General features: G+C 46.7%; 10 protein-coding genes. 7 read left to right on the top strand and 3 right to left on the bottom strand.

The features are described 5' to 3' along the window. Positions 1–5: 5 nt before the first annotated feature. The gene (locus ACXAH6_RS14615; RefSeq protein WP_474877969.1) at positions 6–983 is read right to left on the bottom strand and encodes an alpha-ketoacid dehydrogenase subunit beta; all 978 of its coding nucleotides are present in this window, start codon (positions 981–983) and stop codon (positions 6–8) included. 2 nt (positions 984–985) lie between these two features. Continuing rightward, on the bottom strand, positions 986–2,167 hold the full coding sequence (locus ACXAH6_RS14610; protein WP_474877967.1) for a thiamine pyrophosphate-dependent dehydrogenase E1 component subunit alpha: 1,182 nt from the start codon (positions 2,165–2,167) through the stop codon (positions 986–988). 417 nt (positions 2,168–2,584) lie between these two features. Between ACXAH6_RS14610 and ACXAH6_RS14605 the strand changes: the two genes are divergently transcribed. The 7 genes from ACXAH6_RS14605 (at position 2,585) to ACXAH6_RS14575 (ending at position 14,522) form a co-directional block, all read left to right on the top strand. Beyond that, positions 2,585–7,375 carry a S8 family serine peptidase gene (locus ACXAH6_RS14605; protein ID WP_474877965.1) on the top strand — a complete coding sequence of 1,597 codons (4,791 nt, stop codon included), beginning with the start codon at positions 2,585–2,587 and terminating at the stop codon, positions 7,373–7,375. 149 nt (positions 7,376–7,524) lie between these two features. Further along, positions 7,525–8,703, top strand: a complete 1,179-nt coding sequence (locus ACXAH6_RS14600) for a hydroxymethylglutaryl-CoA reductase (protein WP_474877963.1) — start codon at positions 7,525–7,527, stop codon at positions 8,701–8,703. 78 nt (positions 8,704–8,781) lie between these two features. Further along, positions 8,782–10,065: an efflux RND transporter periplasmic adaptor subunit gene (locus tag ACXAH6_RS14595; RefSeq protein ID WP_474877962.1), complete on the top strand. Its 1,284-nt coding sequence runs from the start codon at positions 8,782–8,784 to the stop codon at positions 10,063–10,065. Positions 10,066–10,083: 18 nt separating this feature from the next. Beyond that, positions 10,084–10,773: an ABC transporter ATP-binding protein gene (locus ACXAH6_RS14590; protein ID WP_474877961.1), complete on the top strand. Its 690-nt coding sequence runs from the start codon at positions 10,084–10,086 to the stop codon at positions 10,771–10,773. A gap of 14 nt (positions 10,774–10,787) precedes the next feature. Continuing rightward, positions 10,788–12,101, top strand: coding sequence for an ABC transporter permease (locus ACXAH6_RS14585; RefSeq protein ID WP_474877960.1), 1,314 nt, complete (start codon positions 10,788–10,790; stop codon positions 12,099–12,101). 12 nt (positions 12,102–12,113) lie between these two features. Continuing rightward, on the top strand, positions 12,114–13,340 hold the full coding sequence (locus tag ACXAH6_RS14580; RefSeq protein WP_474877958.1) for an ABC transporter permease: 1,227 nt from the start codon (positions 12,114–12,116) through the stop codon (positions 13,338–13,340). Positions 13,341–13,445: 105 nt separating this feature from the next. Further along, positions 13,446–14,522: a hypothetical protein gene (locus tag ACXAH6_RS14575; protein WP_474877956.1), complete on the top strand. Its 1,077-nt coding sequence runs from the start codon at positions 13,446–13,448 to the stop codon at positions 14,520–14,522. Here ACXAH6_RS14575 and rmuC read toward each other — a convergent pair. Further along, complete coding sequence (gene rmuC / locus ACXAH6_RS14570; RefSeq protein WP_474877954.1) at positions 14,509–15,948, bottom strand: DNA recombination protein RmuC; 1,440 nt, start codon at positions 15,946–15,948, stop codon at positions 14,509–14,511. The two genes, ACXAH6_RS14575 and rmuC, sit on opposite strands and share 14 nt — an antisense overlap. Positions 15,949–16,020: the final 72 nt, after the last annotated feature.

The following is a 16,020-nucleotide window of genomic DNA, read 5'->3' as shown; positions in this document are numbered from 1 at the left end:
GCTCCTTAGTAATGCATGGTGCGTTTAATGGCTTCATAGGTTTTGTATTCATCGGGCATGTATTCTTTTTCATGGGCCAATGGATACGGCGTATCTAAACCACACACTCGGCTAATCGGAGATTCTAGGTACAAAAAGCACTTGTCCTGAACTGTCGCTGCAATTTCGGCTGCAAACCCTGCCGTTTTTGGCGCTTCGTGGTTAATTAACAAACGGCCGGTTTTCATCACAGATTCACATACCGTTTGTACATCCCACGGGAGAATGGAACGCAGATCGATAATTTCACAATTGACACCGTCTTCAAGCGCCATAGCGGCCGCCTTTTGTACGATTTCAATTTGCGCACCCCACGCCAATAACGTGATATCAGCACCTTCTTGAACAATATCAGCCTTCCCTAGTGGTAAAGTGTAATCTTCCTCAGGTACCTCACTGACCGATGCGCGGTATAGGCGTTTGGGCTCCATAAACAACACTGGGTTTTTATCGCGAATACTGGCTAGCAACAACCCTTTAGCTTGATAAGGGTTACGTGGGATCACTATTTTCATTCCAGGCGTATGGGCAAAATACGCTTCTGGTGATTGTGAGTGGTAGTGTCCACCAGCAATTCCACCACCGTAAGGCGTTCGTATAGTAAGGCCGCCACAATCAAATTGTCCGCCTGAACGGTATCTAAACTTGGCCGTTTCATTCACGATTTGGTCGAACGCAGGGAATATATAATCACCGAACTGGATTTCAGCGATAGGCGTAGCACCTTGTGATGCCAAACCATTGGCAAAGCCGAGAATACCTTGTTCTGTTAGTGGCGTATTAAAACAACGATGCTTGCCAAACTTTTCTTGTAAATTGCTGGTAGCGCGGAAAACGCCACCAAAGTGACCCACGTCTTCACCGAATACCACGGCTTTTTCATCTTCCGTCATCGCAGTAATCAGGGCGTTATTTATTGCCTGTAACAAATTCATTTTTGCCATGATTAGTTTCTCCCTGCCGTTTTCGGATAATGTTGTGGGTACAGGCGCACGTGGGCTTCAAGTTCTTCTAGTTGTTCTTTGAGGTGCCAGGGCGGCGTGTCGTAAACGTCTTCAATGATATCTTTGAGTTCATTGACCGGTATTTTCTCAGCAGTCTTAAGTGCAGCGAGTACGCCCTGACGTTGTTGCTCTAAGTGTTTGTCGAAGGCACTTTCGTCTAACCAACCTTGTGACAACAACCACGCTTTCATTCGTGCAATAGGATCTTTCGCACGCCATTTTTCTTCTTCATCTTTTGAGCGGTAACCGGTTGGATCATCAGACGTGGAGTGCGCAGCCAGTCGGTACGACATGGCCTCAATTAATACGGGGCATGTTTGTGATAACGCAATTTTACGCGCTTGTTGGGTGGCTTCATAAATAGCGATGGGATCGTTGCCATCCACACGGATCGTTTTAACGCCGTAGCCAATTCCCCGAGAGGCAATGCCATCACCAGCAAATTGTTCTTCCGCCGGTGTTGAAATGGCATAACCGTTATTGCGACAAAAGAAAATAACCGGGCAATTGAGAACCGCCGCCATATTTAAACCAGCGTGAAAGTCTCCCTCTGACGCTGCGCCTTCACCAAAATAACAGATAGTGACTGCATCAACGCCTTCCAATTTCTGACCGTATGCATAACCTGCAGCTTGGGGGATTTGCGTACCTAACGGGGATGATATGGTCATAAAGTTCAGCGGTTTGTCACCATAATGGATGGGCATCTGGCGCCCTTTATTAGGATCTTCCTGATTGCTGAACATCTGATTCATAAACTGTTCGGTGCGATAGCCACGCCACGCCAGTGCTCCCTGTTCGCGGTATTGTGACATGATCATATCTTGTGGTTCGAGTGCAGCGGCACTCGCTACCGACGCTGCTTCTTCACCGGTACTGGCAAGGTAAAAACTAATACGGCCTTGGCGCTGTGCAGCAACCATGCGCTCATCCAAAATACGGATATAACTCATAGTTTGATAAATACGCTCGGCAACTTCTCTAGGCATTGTGACGTTGGTGTCGCCCACCACCTCACCATCGGGAGAAAGCCTTTGTAGCATGGGTATGTCGATCAACCCATTTTCAATGATGTGCACAGCATTTGTTATTTTTATTTTGGCTAAATGATTCCGGTCTTTCACTGTCGTTACCTCGTTCCGTACATTACGGTAAGTTTGACCCTGTGAGATTATGCTAGACCAGATACACCTCACTCACCTTGCTATTTCGAGGTCATTTTGATGGGTAATGAGATGGGTTATCCTAATTTTTTAAGCCCCAAAGTGATAAATAACCTAATTCCTGAGCAGGTTGTTAAAACTAAGTTACTACAGGTTAAATTTATCGCATTATTTCTCTATCGATGCAGTGTAAAGCTTACTTAAATTATGTCGAAGAATTTAAAAAACCATCGCAAACTTTAACCTGTTAGAATCACGCTATACTGAACAATCATGACGATGTTTATTGATAACCAAATCGTTTAAGATAAGCTCAGTTTACGCTAACAGGACGCCCAGCGAATTCACCACCCTATGGGGTTTAAATTGGAGGTAATCGTGATTAAACCCATTCCACTGGCATTGTCTGCCAGTTTTGCCGCGTTGACATTTCACGCTGCAGCAACCACTCAAACAGGTATATCTTTACAGCCTGTTTCTATAAATAAACATGTCAAAAATAACCGAATATCAAAACGATTTGACGAATCAAGCACACTCGACAGTACAACATACCGCTATATAGTTCAGTTCGACGACGCGTCAGTGGCCACCTATAACGGCACAATTAACGGTCTCGCCGCAACGAACCCCACTAAGCAATCGGGCACAAAAAAGCTCGACACTGAACGCACTGAAGTTAAAGCGTACAACGAGTATCTAGCCAAAAAACAATCCGCAATGCTCAGCAAACTCTCATCGAGCGTTGGCATTGACACTGCAATAAAACAGTTTTCGTATTCTCTAAATGGTGCAGTGATTGAAGCAACACCGGCCCAAGCACAACAAATTGCGTCAATTTCTGGCGTGCGCAGCATAGAGCGCGATCAGGTGTTTACCCTTACCACAGATACCAGCTACCAACTGCTGGGGGCAGATCAACTTTGGCAAGGTAGCGTGGGTAGCGCAGGTGCGGTACTCGGTGAAAATGTCGTTGTTGGTATACTCGATACTGGTATTAACACCGACCACCCTGCGTTCGCTGCGACGGGTGGCGATGGGTACACGCATGTTAACCCGCTCGGTTCTGGGCAATATCTTGGCGATTGCGAAACCGAAGCCCCATCACTTTGTAACGATAAATTAATTGGGGTGTATAGCTATAACGTACTCACCAATGCATACAATGATACGTCGGTGTTTCCTGTTGGTCTCGCTCAAACCGGTGAAGACTACAATGGTCATGGTTCACACGTAGCAAGTACGGCAGCGGGTAATATTTTATATAACGTACCTGAACTCGGTCTCGAATATGGGAATGAGACCGGTGATGGCACAGTAGGTAGCTTTACCTTTGACCAAACCTCAGGTATCGCTCCTCACGCCAATATCATCTCGTTCCAGGTGTGTTTACCCGGTGAAGATGATGACAGCTATACCGGCTGTTATGCGTCGGCCTCTATTGCCGCAATAGAAGATGCGATCGAAACAGGGATTGTAGATGTACTTAACTACTCCGTCTCTGGTGGCGGGTATCCTTGGTCAGGTTCACTCAATGCCGCGTGGCTTTCGGCTCGAAACGCAGGCATTTTTGTCGCTCATGCGGCGGGTAACGAAGGCCCCGATTCAGAAACAACAGAAAAGCACGCGCCTTGGCTTACTGCTGTCGCAGCAACCTCTCATGGACGTTATGTTACCCATGAAAAAACCATGAGTAATTTTACCGGTGGCGGAACTAGCCCAGGCACACTCTCTGGCGCCAGTAACTCAGGAGCAATTACAGCGAGTGTCGTCTACGCGGGAGATTACACAAATAGTAATGACCCTGATGGCGACCCAGCTCAGTGCTTAGAGCCCTTCCCCGCAGGTACGTTCGATGGCGAGATTGTGGTGTGTGAGCGCGGAGAAATTGCACGCGTACAAAAAGCAATCAATGTCGCAGAAGGTGGCGCTGGCGGTTACGTGCTGATTAACCTAGACGGCGGCGCAGAAAACGTTGTTGGCGATGTTTACGTAATTCCGGGTATTCATCTCGATGCAGCACAAGGTGAATCGTTGATGACCTGGCTGTCAACAGGTACCAACCACTCCGCCACGATTAGCGAGGCCGATAGTGAAGTACTGAGTGATGGCACAGAAGACATGGTTGCGTCGTTCAGTTCCAGAGGACCTAACACGTCCATCAGTACTTTAACCCCCGCAGTCGCCGCACCGGGTGTGAGCATTTATGCCGCATACGCCGATGAAATGTATGGTCATGACATTACCGAACCCGCCCCCGCTGATTGGGCATATTTAGATGGAACCTCGATGGCATCGCCACAGGTTGCAGGTGCAGCCGCGTTACTAAAAGCCGCTCACCCCGATTGGACACCCGATAATATTCGTTCAGCATTAGCCATGACCGCCAAGACAGGTCTTATTGATTACGACGGCAGTGAAGCCAACTGGCACACTTCTGGTTCAGGGCGTATTCAAATCGAACAAGCCACATTAGCAGGTTTGGTCATGGATGAAAGTGATGCAAATTACGAAGCGGCCGATCCTGACGAAGGCGGTGAACCAAGAGCACTCAATCTACCTTCATTCACAGATAACAACTGTTTGATCACCTGTACGTGGCAACGCACGCTAACAGCAACCACGGCAGGCACTTGGAGTGTTACCACTGACAGTATGGAATCAGGTTTATCAATTTCTGTCTCTCCGTCAAGTTTCAGTTTGGCCGCAGGTGAATCACAAACACTGGATATCACAGTTGAAACAGGATCTGCAGATGCTGAGTCTTGGTCTTACGGCCGTGTTAACCTTTCGTCTTCGTCTTCACCTGATTTACATCTTCCTGTATCGGTGATCGCGTCAAACTCCACCGTTGAAGAAAGTGTTGATATCACAGCGCATCGGGACCGAGATTCTTACCTGATGCAAGACGTGGTCGCTGTAGAAATTACGGATTTCCAATCAACTGTTTATGGTTTAACCGCGGCAACGCTTACCACAGGTACGGTTAAGCAAGACTCCGACGCTTTTGACCCATTTGACGATTTAACTGATGGCGTTGTGATGGTGCCCATTACCATTGACGATGCTGTGCGTTTTGTCGCCACTATCAATAGCACGACGTCATTGGATATGGATATCTATCTGGTATACGACTACGACCAAAACGGCGAAGCCACTGACGATGAAATTGTTGCCATGAGTATTAACTCTGGCTCAACTGAATATATCGATGTACTCGCGCCTGAAGCCGGCGACTACTGGCTGATCATCCACAATTTCTTTGGTGACTCACAGCAAGGTGATAGCTATGAGGTTGCATACGCGGCTGTCACATCAACCGCCGATGCGTCGTTGACTGTAGACGCACCTTCGTCAAACGCAGCATCGACCCCTTTCGATATTCGTTTCTTATGGGATATAGATGGTGCTGAACAAGGTGACCAATATTTTGGTGCCGTTGCGATGGGGTCGAGTGCAACAATGCCAGATAACTTAGGTTTAGTCGGTGTGGATATTACGCGTGGTGCAGACGACGTACAAATTATCTCCAACTCGGATGGCCGTTTATCTATTGGCGATACTGCCGACTATACCGTGCGGGTATTAGCAAACGACACCAATGAAGACCGAGACTATGTGATTTCGGTAACACTCCCAGATGAAATATCAGTGGTAGAAAGTTCATTGGGAGACAATGCCCAACTCACTGACAACACCATTACGTGGGAGCTAACCCAAACCACAGACGCCGGCACAAGCTTTGTTAATGCCACGAGCGTAGATAGCAGCCAATGTTCAACCGTTAACGTAGGCCAAGGTTCTGGGTACATCGATTTGGCAGCGTTAGATATTGCGCCTGTAAACTTGAACACGGATGAACAAGATACGTTAGCGATTAACTTCAGTGGCACAATTGAGTACTTCGGTAAAACTTACTCTAGCTTTACCGTAACAGACGATGGGTTTATTCAATTGGGTAATGGCGATACTGGCACTCAACCATGGATAAACCAAAAACTTGCAGATGCCACCTCCCCTAATGCTGTGATTGCACCACTTTGGCGTGACATGACATTTGATAGCAACAGCAATTTGTATGTCGCTCAATTTAACAACGGTCTAACCACTGTGGTTGAATGGCAGCAAATGCGTGATCAAACCACCGGTCAGCGATTCAGCTTTGAAGCAATCATGCATAAAACGGCGAGTGGCGAGTCTGATATTCAGTTTGCCTATCAAGGTGTGAGTTTATCTGACGCGACAGCGACGACAATTGGCGTCGAAGATGACACAGGGTCTACTGGTGTGCCACTTTATTACACGGGTACCAGTGAAAACACCGTTAATTCCGATGTCTTAGAAGCAGTCGAGAGCGATGGTACACTTTGCCTCAGCCGGGTAAGTGAAGACCTTGCGTCTACTGATGTGGATTTAGACTTCACCGTTACATTAAGCGCTGGCACCGCAGAGGTCGACAGCATTCAATTGATTGCGGTTTCTACGGTTCCAAACATTCCGGGTACCGTGTCTTACGCCAGCGAGAACAACGCAGTTCAAATTCACGCAGGGCCTGTGATCACCATTGATGGCAGCACCGAGAATACCGAACTTAGCGTAAGTGAAGGTACTACCTACACCCTGCCGGTGAGCATTGAAGATCCTAATGGTGACGATTTCAGCGTGAGTTGGAGTCAGTCAGGCGCAGTTAGCGTTGAATTTGACGACACCACCATTGCGGCTCCCACGATCACTACGCCTGAAGTGGATGAGGCTAGTACCACTACCTTAACGGTGACAGCGACTGACAGCTACGGTTACACCACCACCCGTACAATTGCGTTAACTGTAGCGATAAATCAGCCCCCTACTTTGGAAGTGACCTATGATACCCAAGTTCAAGAAGGTAGCAGTTTCACCATCACCGCATCGGGCACCGATCCAGAAGGTGATGACCTCACTTTCACCATCAATGGTGTAACAGGTAGCAGTTATTCGGCCACTGCCCCTACGGTAGATGAAGACACAAGTGTGACTTATACAGTATCGGTCACAGATGGTTTTAATACCGTGCCTGATACCATCACGTTTACCGTAACTAATAAACCCAAGAGCGGTGGCTCTATGGGCTATATATTAGTGGTGTTGTTAGTTTTGTTGGGTGTACGCCGTACCCCAATCAAAAAATAGCGGTATCAAAGCACTAAGTGGATTAAAAACGGCAGTCTACACACTGCCGTTTTTTTTGATGACCATCAGAATTACAACGGCTCTGCTTGACACCAGCATAGCAGGCATAGTGTGATAGCCAAGAGCCATTAACAAACAAGGACTGCAATATGGGTGACGGTCGTAATCGAATTCCTCGTGATGGGACCAACGACTACAGTGTTGAGCAAGCAAAGACACGTCGAGATTTTTTAAAACAGAAAACGGGGGCTGAACTTACACATACTGGACAGTTTACAATTGACCCAACGGCATTGCCCGGCAACATTGAAAACTTTATCGGTATTGTACAAATGCCCGTTGGGGTCGCTGGTCCGATTCAAATTCATGGCGAGCACGCCAATGGTTTGTTTTATGTACCAATGGCAACCACTGAAGGTACGTTAGTTGCCAGTTACAGCAGAGGTATGCGGGTAATTAATGAATGTGGCGGAGTAAAAACCACCGTTGTTGAGCAATTCATGCAGCGCGCTCCGGCCTTTATCTTCCAAGACGCGCGTCAAGCTCGTGATTTTGGCGTCTGGTTAGAGCAAAACTTCGATGCGATAAAAGCGGCCGCAGAAAGTACTACCAGCATAGGTAAATTGACCCATTTTGAGCAATGGTCGGTATCTAAAATTCGCTATGTACGATTCAACTACACGACCGGCGACGCTGCGGGCCAGAATATGGTAGGGAAAGCCACCTTGGTTGCGTGTGAATACATTAAGGCCCACTACCCCGGTGAGTTGGAATACTTACTATCTGGCAACATGGACACCGATAAAAAGCACTCCCACCTAAATATGTTACACACACGCGGAAAGCGCGTGATTGCAGAAGTGGTGCTCGATAAAGAAATTATGCGACGCATCATGAAAGTCGATACGAAAACCATGGCTCGTTCTTCCCTACTCGCGAATATGGGCGCCATGTTGTCTGGTGCTGCTTACAACGGCCCTCATTCAGCGAATGGCATTGCCTCTATGTTCATCGCGACTGGACAAGACGAAGCTAACGTTGTGGAATCTCATGCAGGGTTACTGTCTCATGAGCTACTCGATAATGGCGATTTGTACTTGTCTGTCACCTTACCCTCTCTGATCGTTGCAACTTACGGCGGCGGCACGGGGTTACCCACTCAGCGTGAGTGCTTAGAATTACTGGGCTGCTATGGCAAAGGTAAAGCCAACAAACTAGCTGAGATCGTCGCTGCTACGGTGCTAGCTGGCGATATTTCACTGGCCTGTGCTGTTATTGCGGGGCACTGGGTATCGAGTCACGACAAGTATGGCCGCAACCGAAATTAATAAAAATTTTCACCTCATTTAAACTTTTTTAGTTTTCTTTTCGACATAGCAGGTATTCGAACAAAAAGGATACCTGCTATGCAAATAGCTGACACCAGCGGTCAGGATCGACAAATCGCGCCCAAGCGCAACCGCACCCCACTGTATATTTCAATCGCTATTCTGTTCACTATCGGTGCATGGTTTTATTTGGTTCCCGTATTAAGCCAATGGCAAAAAGCCCAAGCGACGGTTGCCTTTGAGCGTTTACGCATTGCCACTGTGAATCAAGGTGACTTAATTCGTGACCTGTCAGTAGAAGGCCGTGTTGTTGCTGCGGTAAGTCCCAAGCTTTATAGCCCCGCCCAAGGAACCATTACCTTTCATGTAGCTGCTGGCGATTCGGTAGATAAAGGGCAAACCCTCGCCACCATAGATAGCCCAGATCTCACCAATGAACTTGAACAAGAGCAAGCGGTGAAAGATGAGCTAACCACGGCTCTTGCGAGACAAAAAATTCAAGCCAAAAAGCAAATGCTCGAAGATCAAAAAGCGATCGACATCGCAAAAGTGACCCTCACTGCTGCCGACCGTGAAAAACGCAGAGCGGACAAAGCCTATGAGAATCACGCGATCAGTAATATTGACTTCGAGAAAGCCCAAGACGACCTGCATAATGCGCTGTTAGTGCACCAGCACGCGGTTAAAGATGCAGAGCTAAACAAAGAGTCACTGCTATTTGAGATAGAAAGCAAAACCCATCAGGTCACACGACAATCGCTAAAAGTGGAAGAGCTTCATCGCCAAGTCGACGCGTTAACCCTCACCTCTCCCGTTAATGGCATTGTGGGTAATCTCGCAGTTGAGCAAAAAAACCAAGTCACAAAAAATCAGGCTATTTTAAGTGTGGTAGATTTAAGTGAATTTGAACTCGACATCGCCATTCCAGAAAGTTACGCAGATGATTTAGCCATTGGTATGTTGGCTGATGTTTCGATTAACAACATCCCATTCCCTGCCACACTGGTGAATATTTCTCCCGAAATTGAAAACAATCAGGTAACAGGTCGGGTGCGGTTTATGACCGCTGAAGCGCACTCACAACCTCAAGGGTTACGACAAAACCAGCGTCTGACGACCCGCATTTTTCTGGAAAACAAACCGAATGTACTGAAGGTACAGCGCGGCCAATTTTTAGAATCTGGAGGCGGACGTATCGCATATCGTATTGATGGCGATGTGGCCCATCGAATAACCATTCAAACCGGTGCGCGTAGCTTGAGCGATGTTGAAATTATCAGCGGTCTTGCACCGAATGACCAAATAATCGTTTCGAGCACTGAGCAGTTTAACGGCGCTGAAACCGTACTCATCACACAATAAATGCAACAAGGAACTCCCATGCTAACGATGACCAATATCAACAAGGTGTTTCGCACTGATTTAGTGGAAACCCACGCCCTTCGTGACTTCAACCTAACCATCAATGAAGGCGACTTTATTTCTGTTACTGGCCCGTCTGGATCAGGTAAAACGACCTTTCTCAATATTGCTGGGTTATTAGAAACCTACACCTCTGGACAATACTGTTTAGACAATGTGGACGTCAGCCACCTAGGAGATCGGGAGCGCAGCAGATTGCGAAACGAAAAAATCGGCTTCATCTTTCAAAGCTTTAATTTAATCCCCGACCTGAATCTTTACGATAATGTAGATGTGCCTTTGCGTTATCGCGGCATGAGTAAAGCCGAGCGTCATCAACGCATTACCGCCAGCCTAGAACGGGTTGGTTTAGGCAATAGAATGAAGCACATACCGTCTCAGCTTTCAGGTGGTCAACAACAGCGGGTAGCCATTGCCCGCGCCCTTGCGGGTGAACCTCGATTCTTACTTGCCGATGAACCCACTGGTAACCTCGACAGCCACATGGCTGAAAGTGTAATGGCCTTATTACAAGAGATAAACCAACAAGGCACCACCATAGTCATGGTGACTCACGACGCTGAACTTGCCCAACAAACAACGCGCAATATTTTCGTCAAAGACGGGCAAATAAGTGAACTGCCCACCCGCACTCAAGCTGTGGCATAACAACAGGACGAACCATGTTTATCTACTATTTAAAGCTGGCGCTAAAGAGTATTCGCCGCACACCTTGGCTCAGTGGCTTGATGGTCGCCGCCATTGCGCTGGGTATTGGGGCGAGTATGACAACCATTACGGTAAATTATTTAATGTCGTCAGACCCGATACCGGAAAAGAGCGATCAACTTTACTATGTTCAGCTTGATAGCTGGAGCCCTTTTTCTGCGGCTCGTGAACCCAATGAGCCGCCCGACCAGCTCACTTGGCGTGACGCTACAAACCTGATGCGAGCGAACAAGGCCTTGCGACAAACCGCTAACGCCAGCACTGCGGGTGTTATTCAGCCTGAGAATAAAGACACAAAGCCTTTTATGGCTAGCATTCGTTTGAACTTCGCCGATTTCTTTCCCATGTTTAACTCACCTTTTTTATATGGACAAGGTTGGCAACAAGAAGATGATCAAGCTCGCAAACAAGTTATTGTACTCAGTAAGCGCATTAATGATCGCGTGTTTGGCGGCGACAATTCAGTGGGGCGTTCTATAAGCGTTGCTGGTCACCTTTTCACCGTAGTTGGCGTTCTGGATGATTGGGTATTGGTACCCAAATTTTATGACGTAACAACCGGTGCTTTTGAAGAAACGGAAGACGTGTTCATGCCATTTTTGCTGAAAGAAACATTAAGGTTGCCCAATGGAGGGAATACGAATTGTTGGAAGTCTCCTGAAGGAGAAGGCTTTACCGCGTTTTTACAGTCTGAATGTGTGAACTATCAAATGTGGGTAGAACTACCTACACAAGCTGATAAACAAAGCTATATGGACTTTCTGAATACATACGTTGATGAGCAAAAAGCACTTGGCCGATTTGCTCGTCCGCACAACAATCGCCTATCCGACGTGATGACCTGGATGGAAAACGAACGGGTTGTGGCTGAAGATGCACAAATTATGATGTATTTGTCTTTCCTGTTTTTAGTCGTTTGTATTGTAAATACCATTGGTCTGTTACTTTCTAAATTTACCAACCGGACGGCTGATATTGCCCTCAGACGCGCCATTGGCGCCAGTCAATCTGCCATATTTTCACAATATATAACTGAATCAGCGCTAATCGGTACATTGGGCGGCTGTTTAGGATTAGGGCTTGCTCTCCTTGGCTTAGAAGGCATTAAAACCTTGTACGGTAGCTTTGTCAGCGACTTGGTTCACCTTGATATCAATATGGTGCTATTAGCAATTGGGCTATCAATTTTAGCTGCCGTTCTTGCGGGTTGTTATCCGGCGTGGCGTATTTGTCGTATCGCGCCCGCCAGTCAGCTAAAAACACAATAATTAGGAAGACAGATGAAAACCAATTATGAAATAGGCCCCATGTGTCGTGCATTACTTCGCAGCCGCGTTGGTGCAATATTAATTGCATTACAGATCGCGCTAACGATGACAGTGATCGTTAACGCCGTATTTATTATTGTTGAGCGTAACGCTCTCATCGCGCGTGAAAGTGGCATGGATGAAGCCAACAGTTTCTATCTAACCTCAACTGGCTTTGGCAACGACTTTAACCCTAAATTTGTGATCCCCGAAGATCTTGCATTAATACGTTCAACCTTGGGGGTTATTGATGCTACACAAATTAACGCCATTCCTATTAGCGGTGGTGGCTGGAGCATGAGTTTGGCTACCGAAGCCGGCGATGATGTAGATGATATAGGCACCGCCAATTACATGGTGGACGAGCACGGCTTAACAGCGCTCGACCTCGCACTAGTCGCGGGAAGTAACTTTTCCCGTTCAGATGTTAGATGGCGGGAAGCTAATCAACCAGATTGGCCGGATATCGCCATTATTACACAGTCCCTTGCCACACTCTTATTTCCCGACACCGACCTAGCCGCCATTGTTGGAAAAACCGTCTATATTGGCGATGACGAGCCAGTGATTATTACCGGCATTATCGACAAACTCCAAGCTCCTTGGATTGGGTGGAGCAATGTTGAGAATGCCATGCTGACACCAGAAAACCTCGCCTTTAATTCAACGCGATATTTTATTCGCACAGAAGCAGGTGAACGAGATACTGTTATGGCCAACCTTGAAGCTACACTTGCCGACGCCTACCCCAACCGCATTATTCGCAATATCCATACTGTCGCCGACACTAGGGAGCGGAGTTATCGTCAACACAGTGCCATGATCAACATTCTCATCACTGTTATGGTGTTGCTTGTTATTATTACTGCGATGGGCATCGTAGGCTTAACCACCTTCAACGTAAATCGTCGGCGTAAACAAATTGGGACTCGCCGTGCTCTCGGAGCGAGTCGTCAGAACATTGTTCGCTACTTCTTAATTGAAAACATGTTGATCAGTGCTTTTGGTGTGGCCTTAGGCGTTGCCTTAAGTATCGGGTTAAACATGGCGATGATACAATGGTTTAATACCACACCGCTCGATTGGTATTACCTCCCCATTGGCGTTGTCGTACTGTTCATTGTCGGACAACTTGCTGTTTTTGGCCCTGCTTTAAAGGCCGCATCAATCTCGCCGGCAATTGCCACGCGTACCGTGTAATAGAACAATAATGACGCTACAGGGCCGATATCAGGCCCTGTTTCCTTCGTGATATTTCATACAAATCAACGACGAGATGATGCATAATGACCAAGAGTTTACACATTGAACAATAATGGATTGATGGAAGATAAAATTGTTGTATCGGTCGGACCGAGCCAAAACTTACTCAGCTATAATTGGGTTATTGTAGATATTATAAAACACATTCAAGGTCTCACAGACCAGTTTGAATTTCGCGAATTTCGGCGCTTCAGCGATATCGATACAGCCTCAGATATCGTGATTTATTCTAAGCAATTACCCGACATAGGCACGCTTAAATCGTTAAACGCAAAACAGGTTTGGGTGCCCATTGATTTGCCCATTAAATACCTCAATAGCGCGTTGGATTTATGGTGTCACAAGCCTACAATCGACCAGTTCGATGCTATACTCACGCACAACACAAATTTAATCCCGCTACTCGGCAATCGGCCTCAAACCTATAACATCGACCATTACGCCAAGTACCCGATTGATTGGCTGGGTAATTTGTCGAGCGGAAAATTCGTTTGGATAGGCGTATTAGAGTATCTTCCCGAAACGGTGGCTTATTTCAGGCAAGCCGGCATCAATATTGAACGCCTGCACTTATTAACTAATGTAAGCGACTACCCAAGCCAACCTGAACACCTGAAAAGTGCCATTCAGCAACTCGGAGAGGTGTCGTTTAACAAAGGCACCATCACTATTGATGACATGACATTCCATCAATGGACAGAAGCACAACAAGCCCAATCACTCGCCAATTGCAGCGCTGTGATAGATATAAAAACCCCCACCTTTAGAAACACAGTTAAACCTCCAACGAAGTGCCAGTTATATGCATTTAACGGCATCCCAGTGTTGGTGAACCCATCTCACCCTGCACAAAGCCAATTAGCGCCGTTGGGTATTGAGTTACTGCCCCTGGACAGCATCCACCACCTCGACACCGCTACACTGAAAGCAAACAGTGTTAAAAACCGAGCTATTGCCACAGAGTTATATGGCCTGGACAAAGTCGCCAACGACTATATTCGATATCTGTTGGCGATTTATCATGCTAATAGCAACGGGAAAAAAGCGCCGTCTATGTTCAGCTACCATTACCGGAATATGATTTGGAAACTCAAGAACATATGGACTAATCGTCGGTAATCATATTGTCGGGCAGTCGTTTATTCGGCTGTACCCCCAACTTTCTAAATTGTTCTATTTGACGCACGATATTGCCCCGCCCCGTGGACAACTTGCTAAAGGCACTGTCAAAACTCTTTTGTGTGGTATCTAACGCTCGACCAATTTTTTCCATATCGGTCACAAAACCGGCGAATTTGTCGTAAAGCTTACTCGCATGCGCTGCAATCTCTTGGGCATTTTGGTTTTGGTACTCATACTGCCAAATGTTGTTAATTGTGCGTAGCGCTACTAGTAAATTGGTTGGTGAAACCAACATAATATTACTGTTCAACGCCAAGTTAACTAGCTCTGGGTCGGCGTCTACCGCGAGTAGAAAGGCAGGCTCAACAGGGATAAACATCAACACATAATCCAGCGTACGCAACTCTTTTAAATCGTGATACTCTTTTTTGCCTAAGCCTTTAATGTGAGCGCGAAGCGAATTCACATGCTCTTTGAGGTGAACCTCTCGCTCGGCTTCATCCGCACTATTAAAATAACGCTCATAAGACGCTAAGCTCACCTTTGAATCGATAATCACGTCTTTGTCGTTTGGTAGGTGTACTACCACATCAGGCTGCTGCAATTTACCGGTTTCAGTACGCACCGACACCTGAGTGTCAAACTCATGGCCTTCACGTAAGCCCGATTCTTTGAGAATTCGCTCCAATACCACTTCGCCCCAGTTACCCTGCTGCTTATTGTCACCTTTCAAGGCTTGGGTAAGCGCGGCAGCTTCAGTGGTGATCTGACGATTTAATTCTTTCAACCCGAGTATTTCTGTTTTTAACGACGCACGTTCTTGCCCTTCGCGCACATACTGGTCGGTCACTTGCTTTTTGAACCCTTCAATTTGCTCCTTTAATGGATTGAGCAAGGCATCAAGGCCGGTTTTATTCATCTTAGAAAAGCTTTCGCTCTTTTGTTCAAAAATCTTATTCGCCAAATTTTCAAACTGGGTTTGCAAACGCTTTTCTGTGTCTTCCATCAACTTCACTTTGTCTTGATGGGCTTTTTGAATTTCGCTCAAGGCTGACTTGGTTGACTCAAACTCAGCGCGTAAATCGGTGATGGTTTGCTGTTGGGCACGGGTTTCATTCGACAGTGTATCGCGCTGTTTCATTAAATCAGGCACGAGTGCGGCCTTTTGCCCGTATTCGTTGGCTTGTTGCTGTAATTGCTCGAGTTGTTGGCGCGACTGCATTAGTGTGTTGTTGAGTTGATCCAGTTGCTGATCGTGATACGCCTGACTTTGCTCTAGTTGCTGTGACAGAAGTTGGTTTTCAGCATGCTGGCTTTGAATAGCACTCTGCGCCTTTTTTGACGCCCAAAGACCACCAATCACGCCCCCTAGGCCTAACCCTACTGCCCCAGAGACAAGATAACTGATTTCCAACATTTGCATTTAGCAGGTTCCTTTTTAAAACTACTGAATAAAAAAACAGGTACTAAATAGTACCTGTTTTTTCTTGATAAG

The sequence above is a fragment of the Alteromonas sp. ABE4_545 genome, from assembly GCF_056161325.1.
This window is presented reverse-complemented; position numbering and strand designations above follow the sequence as displayed.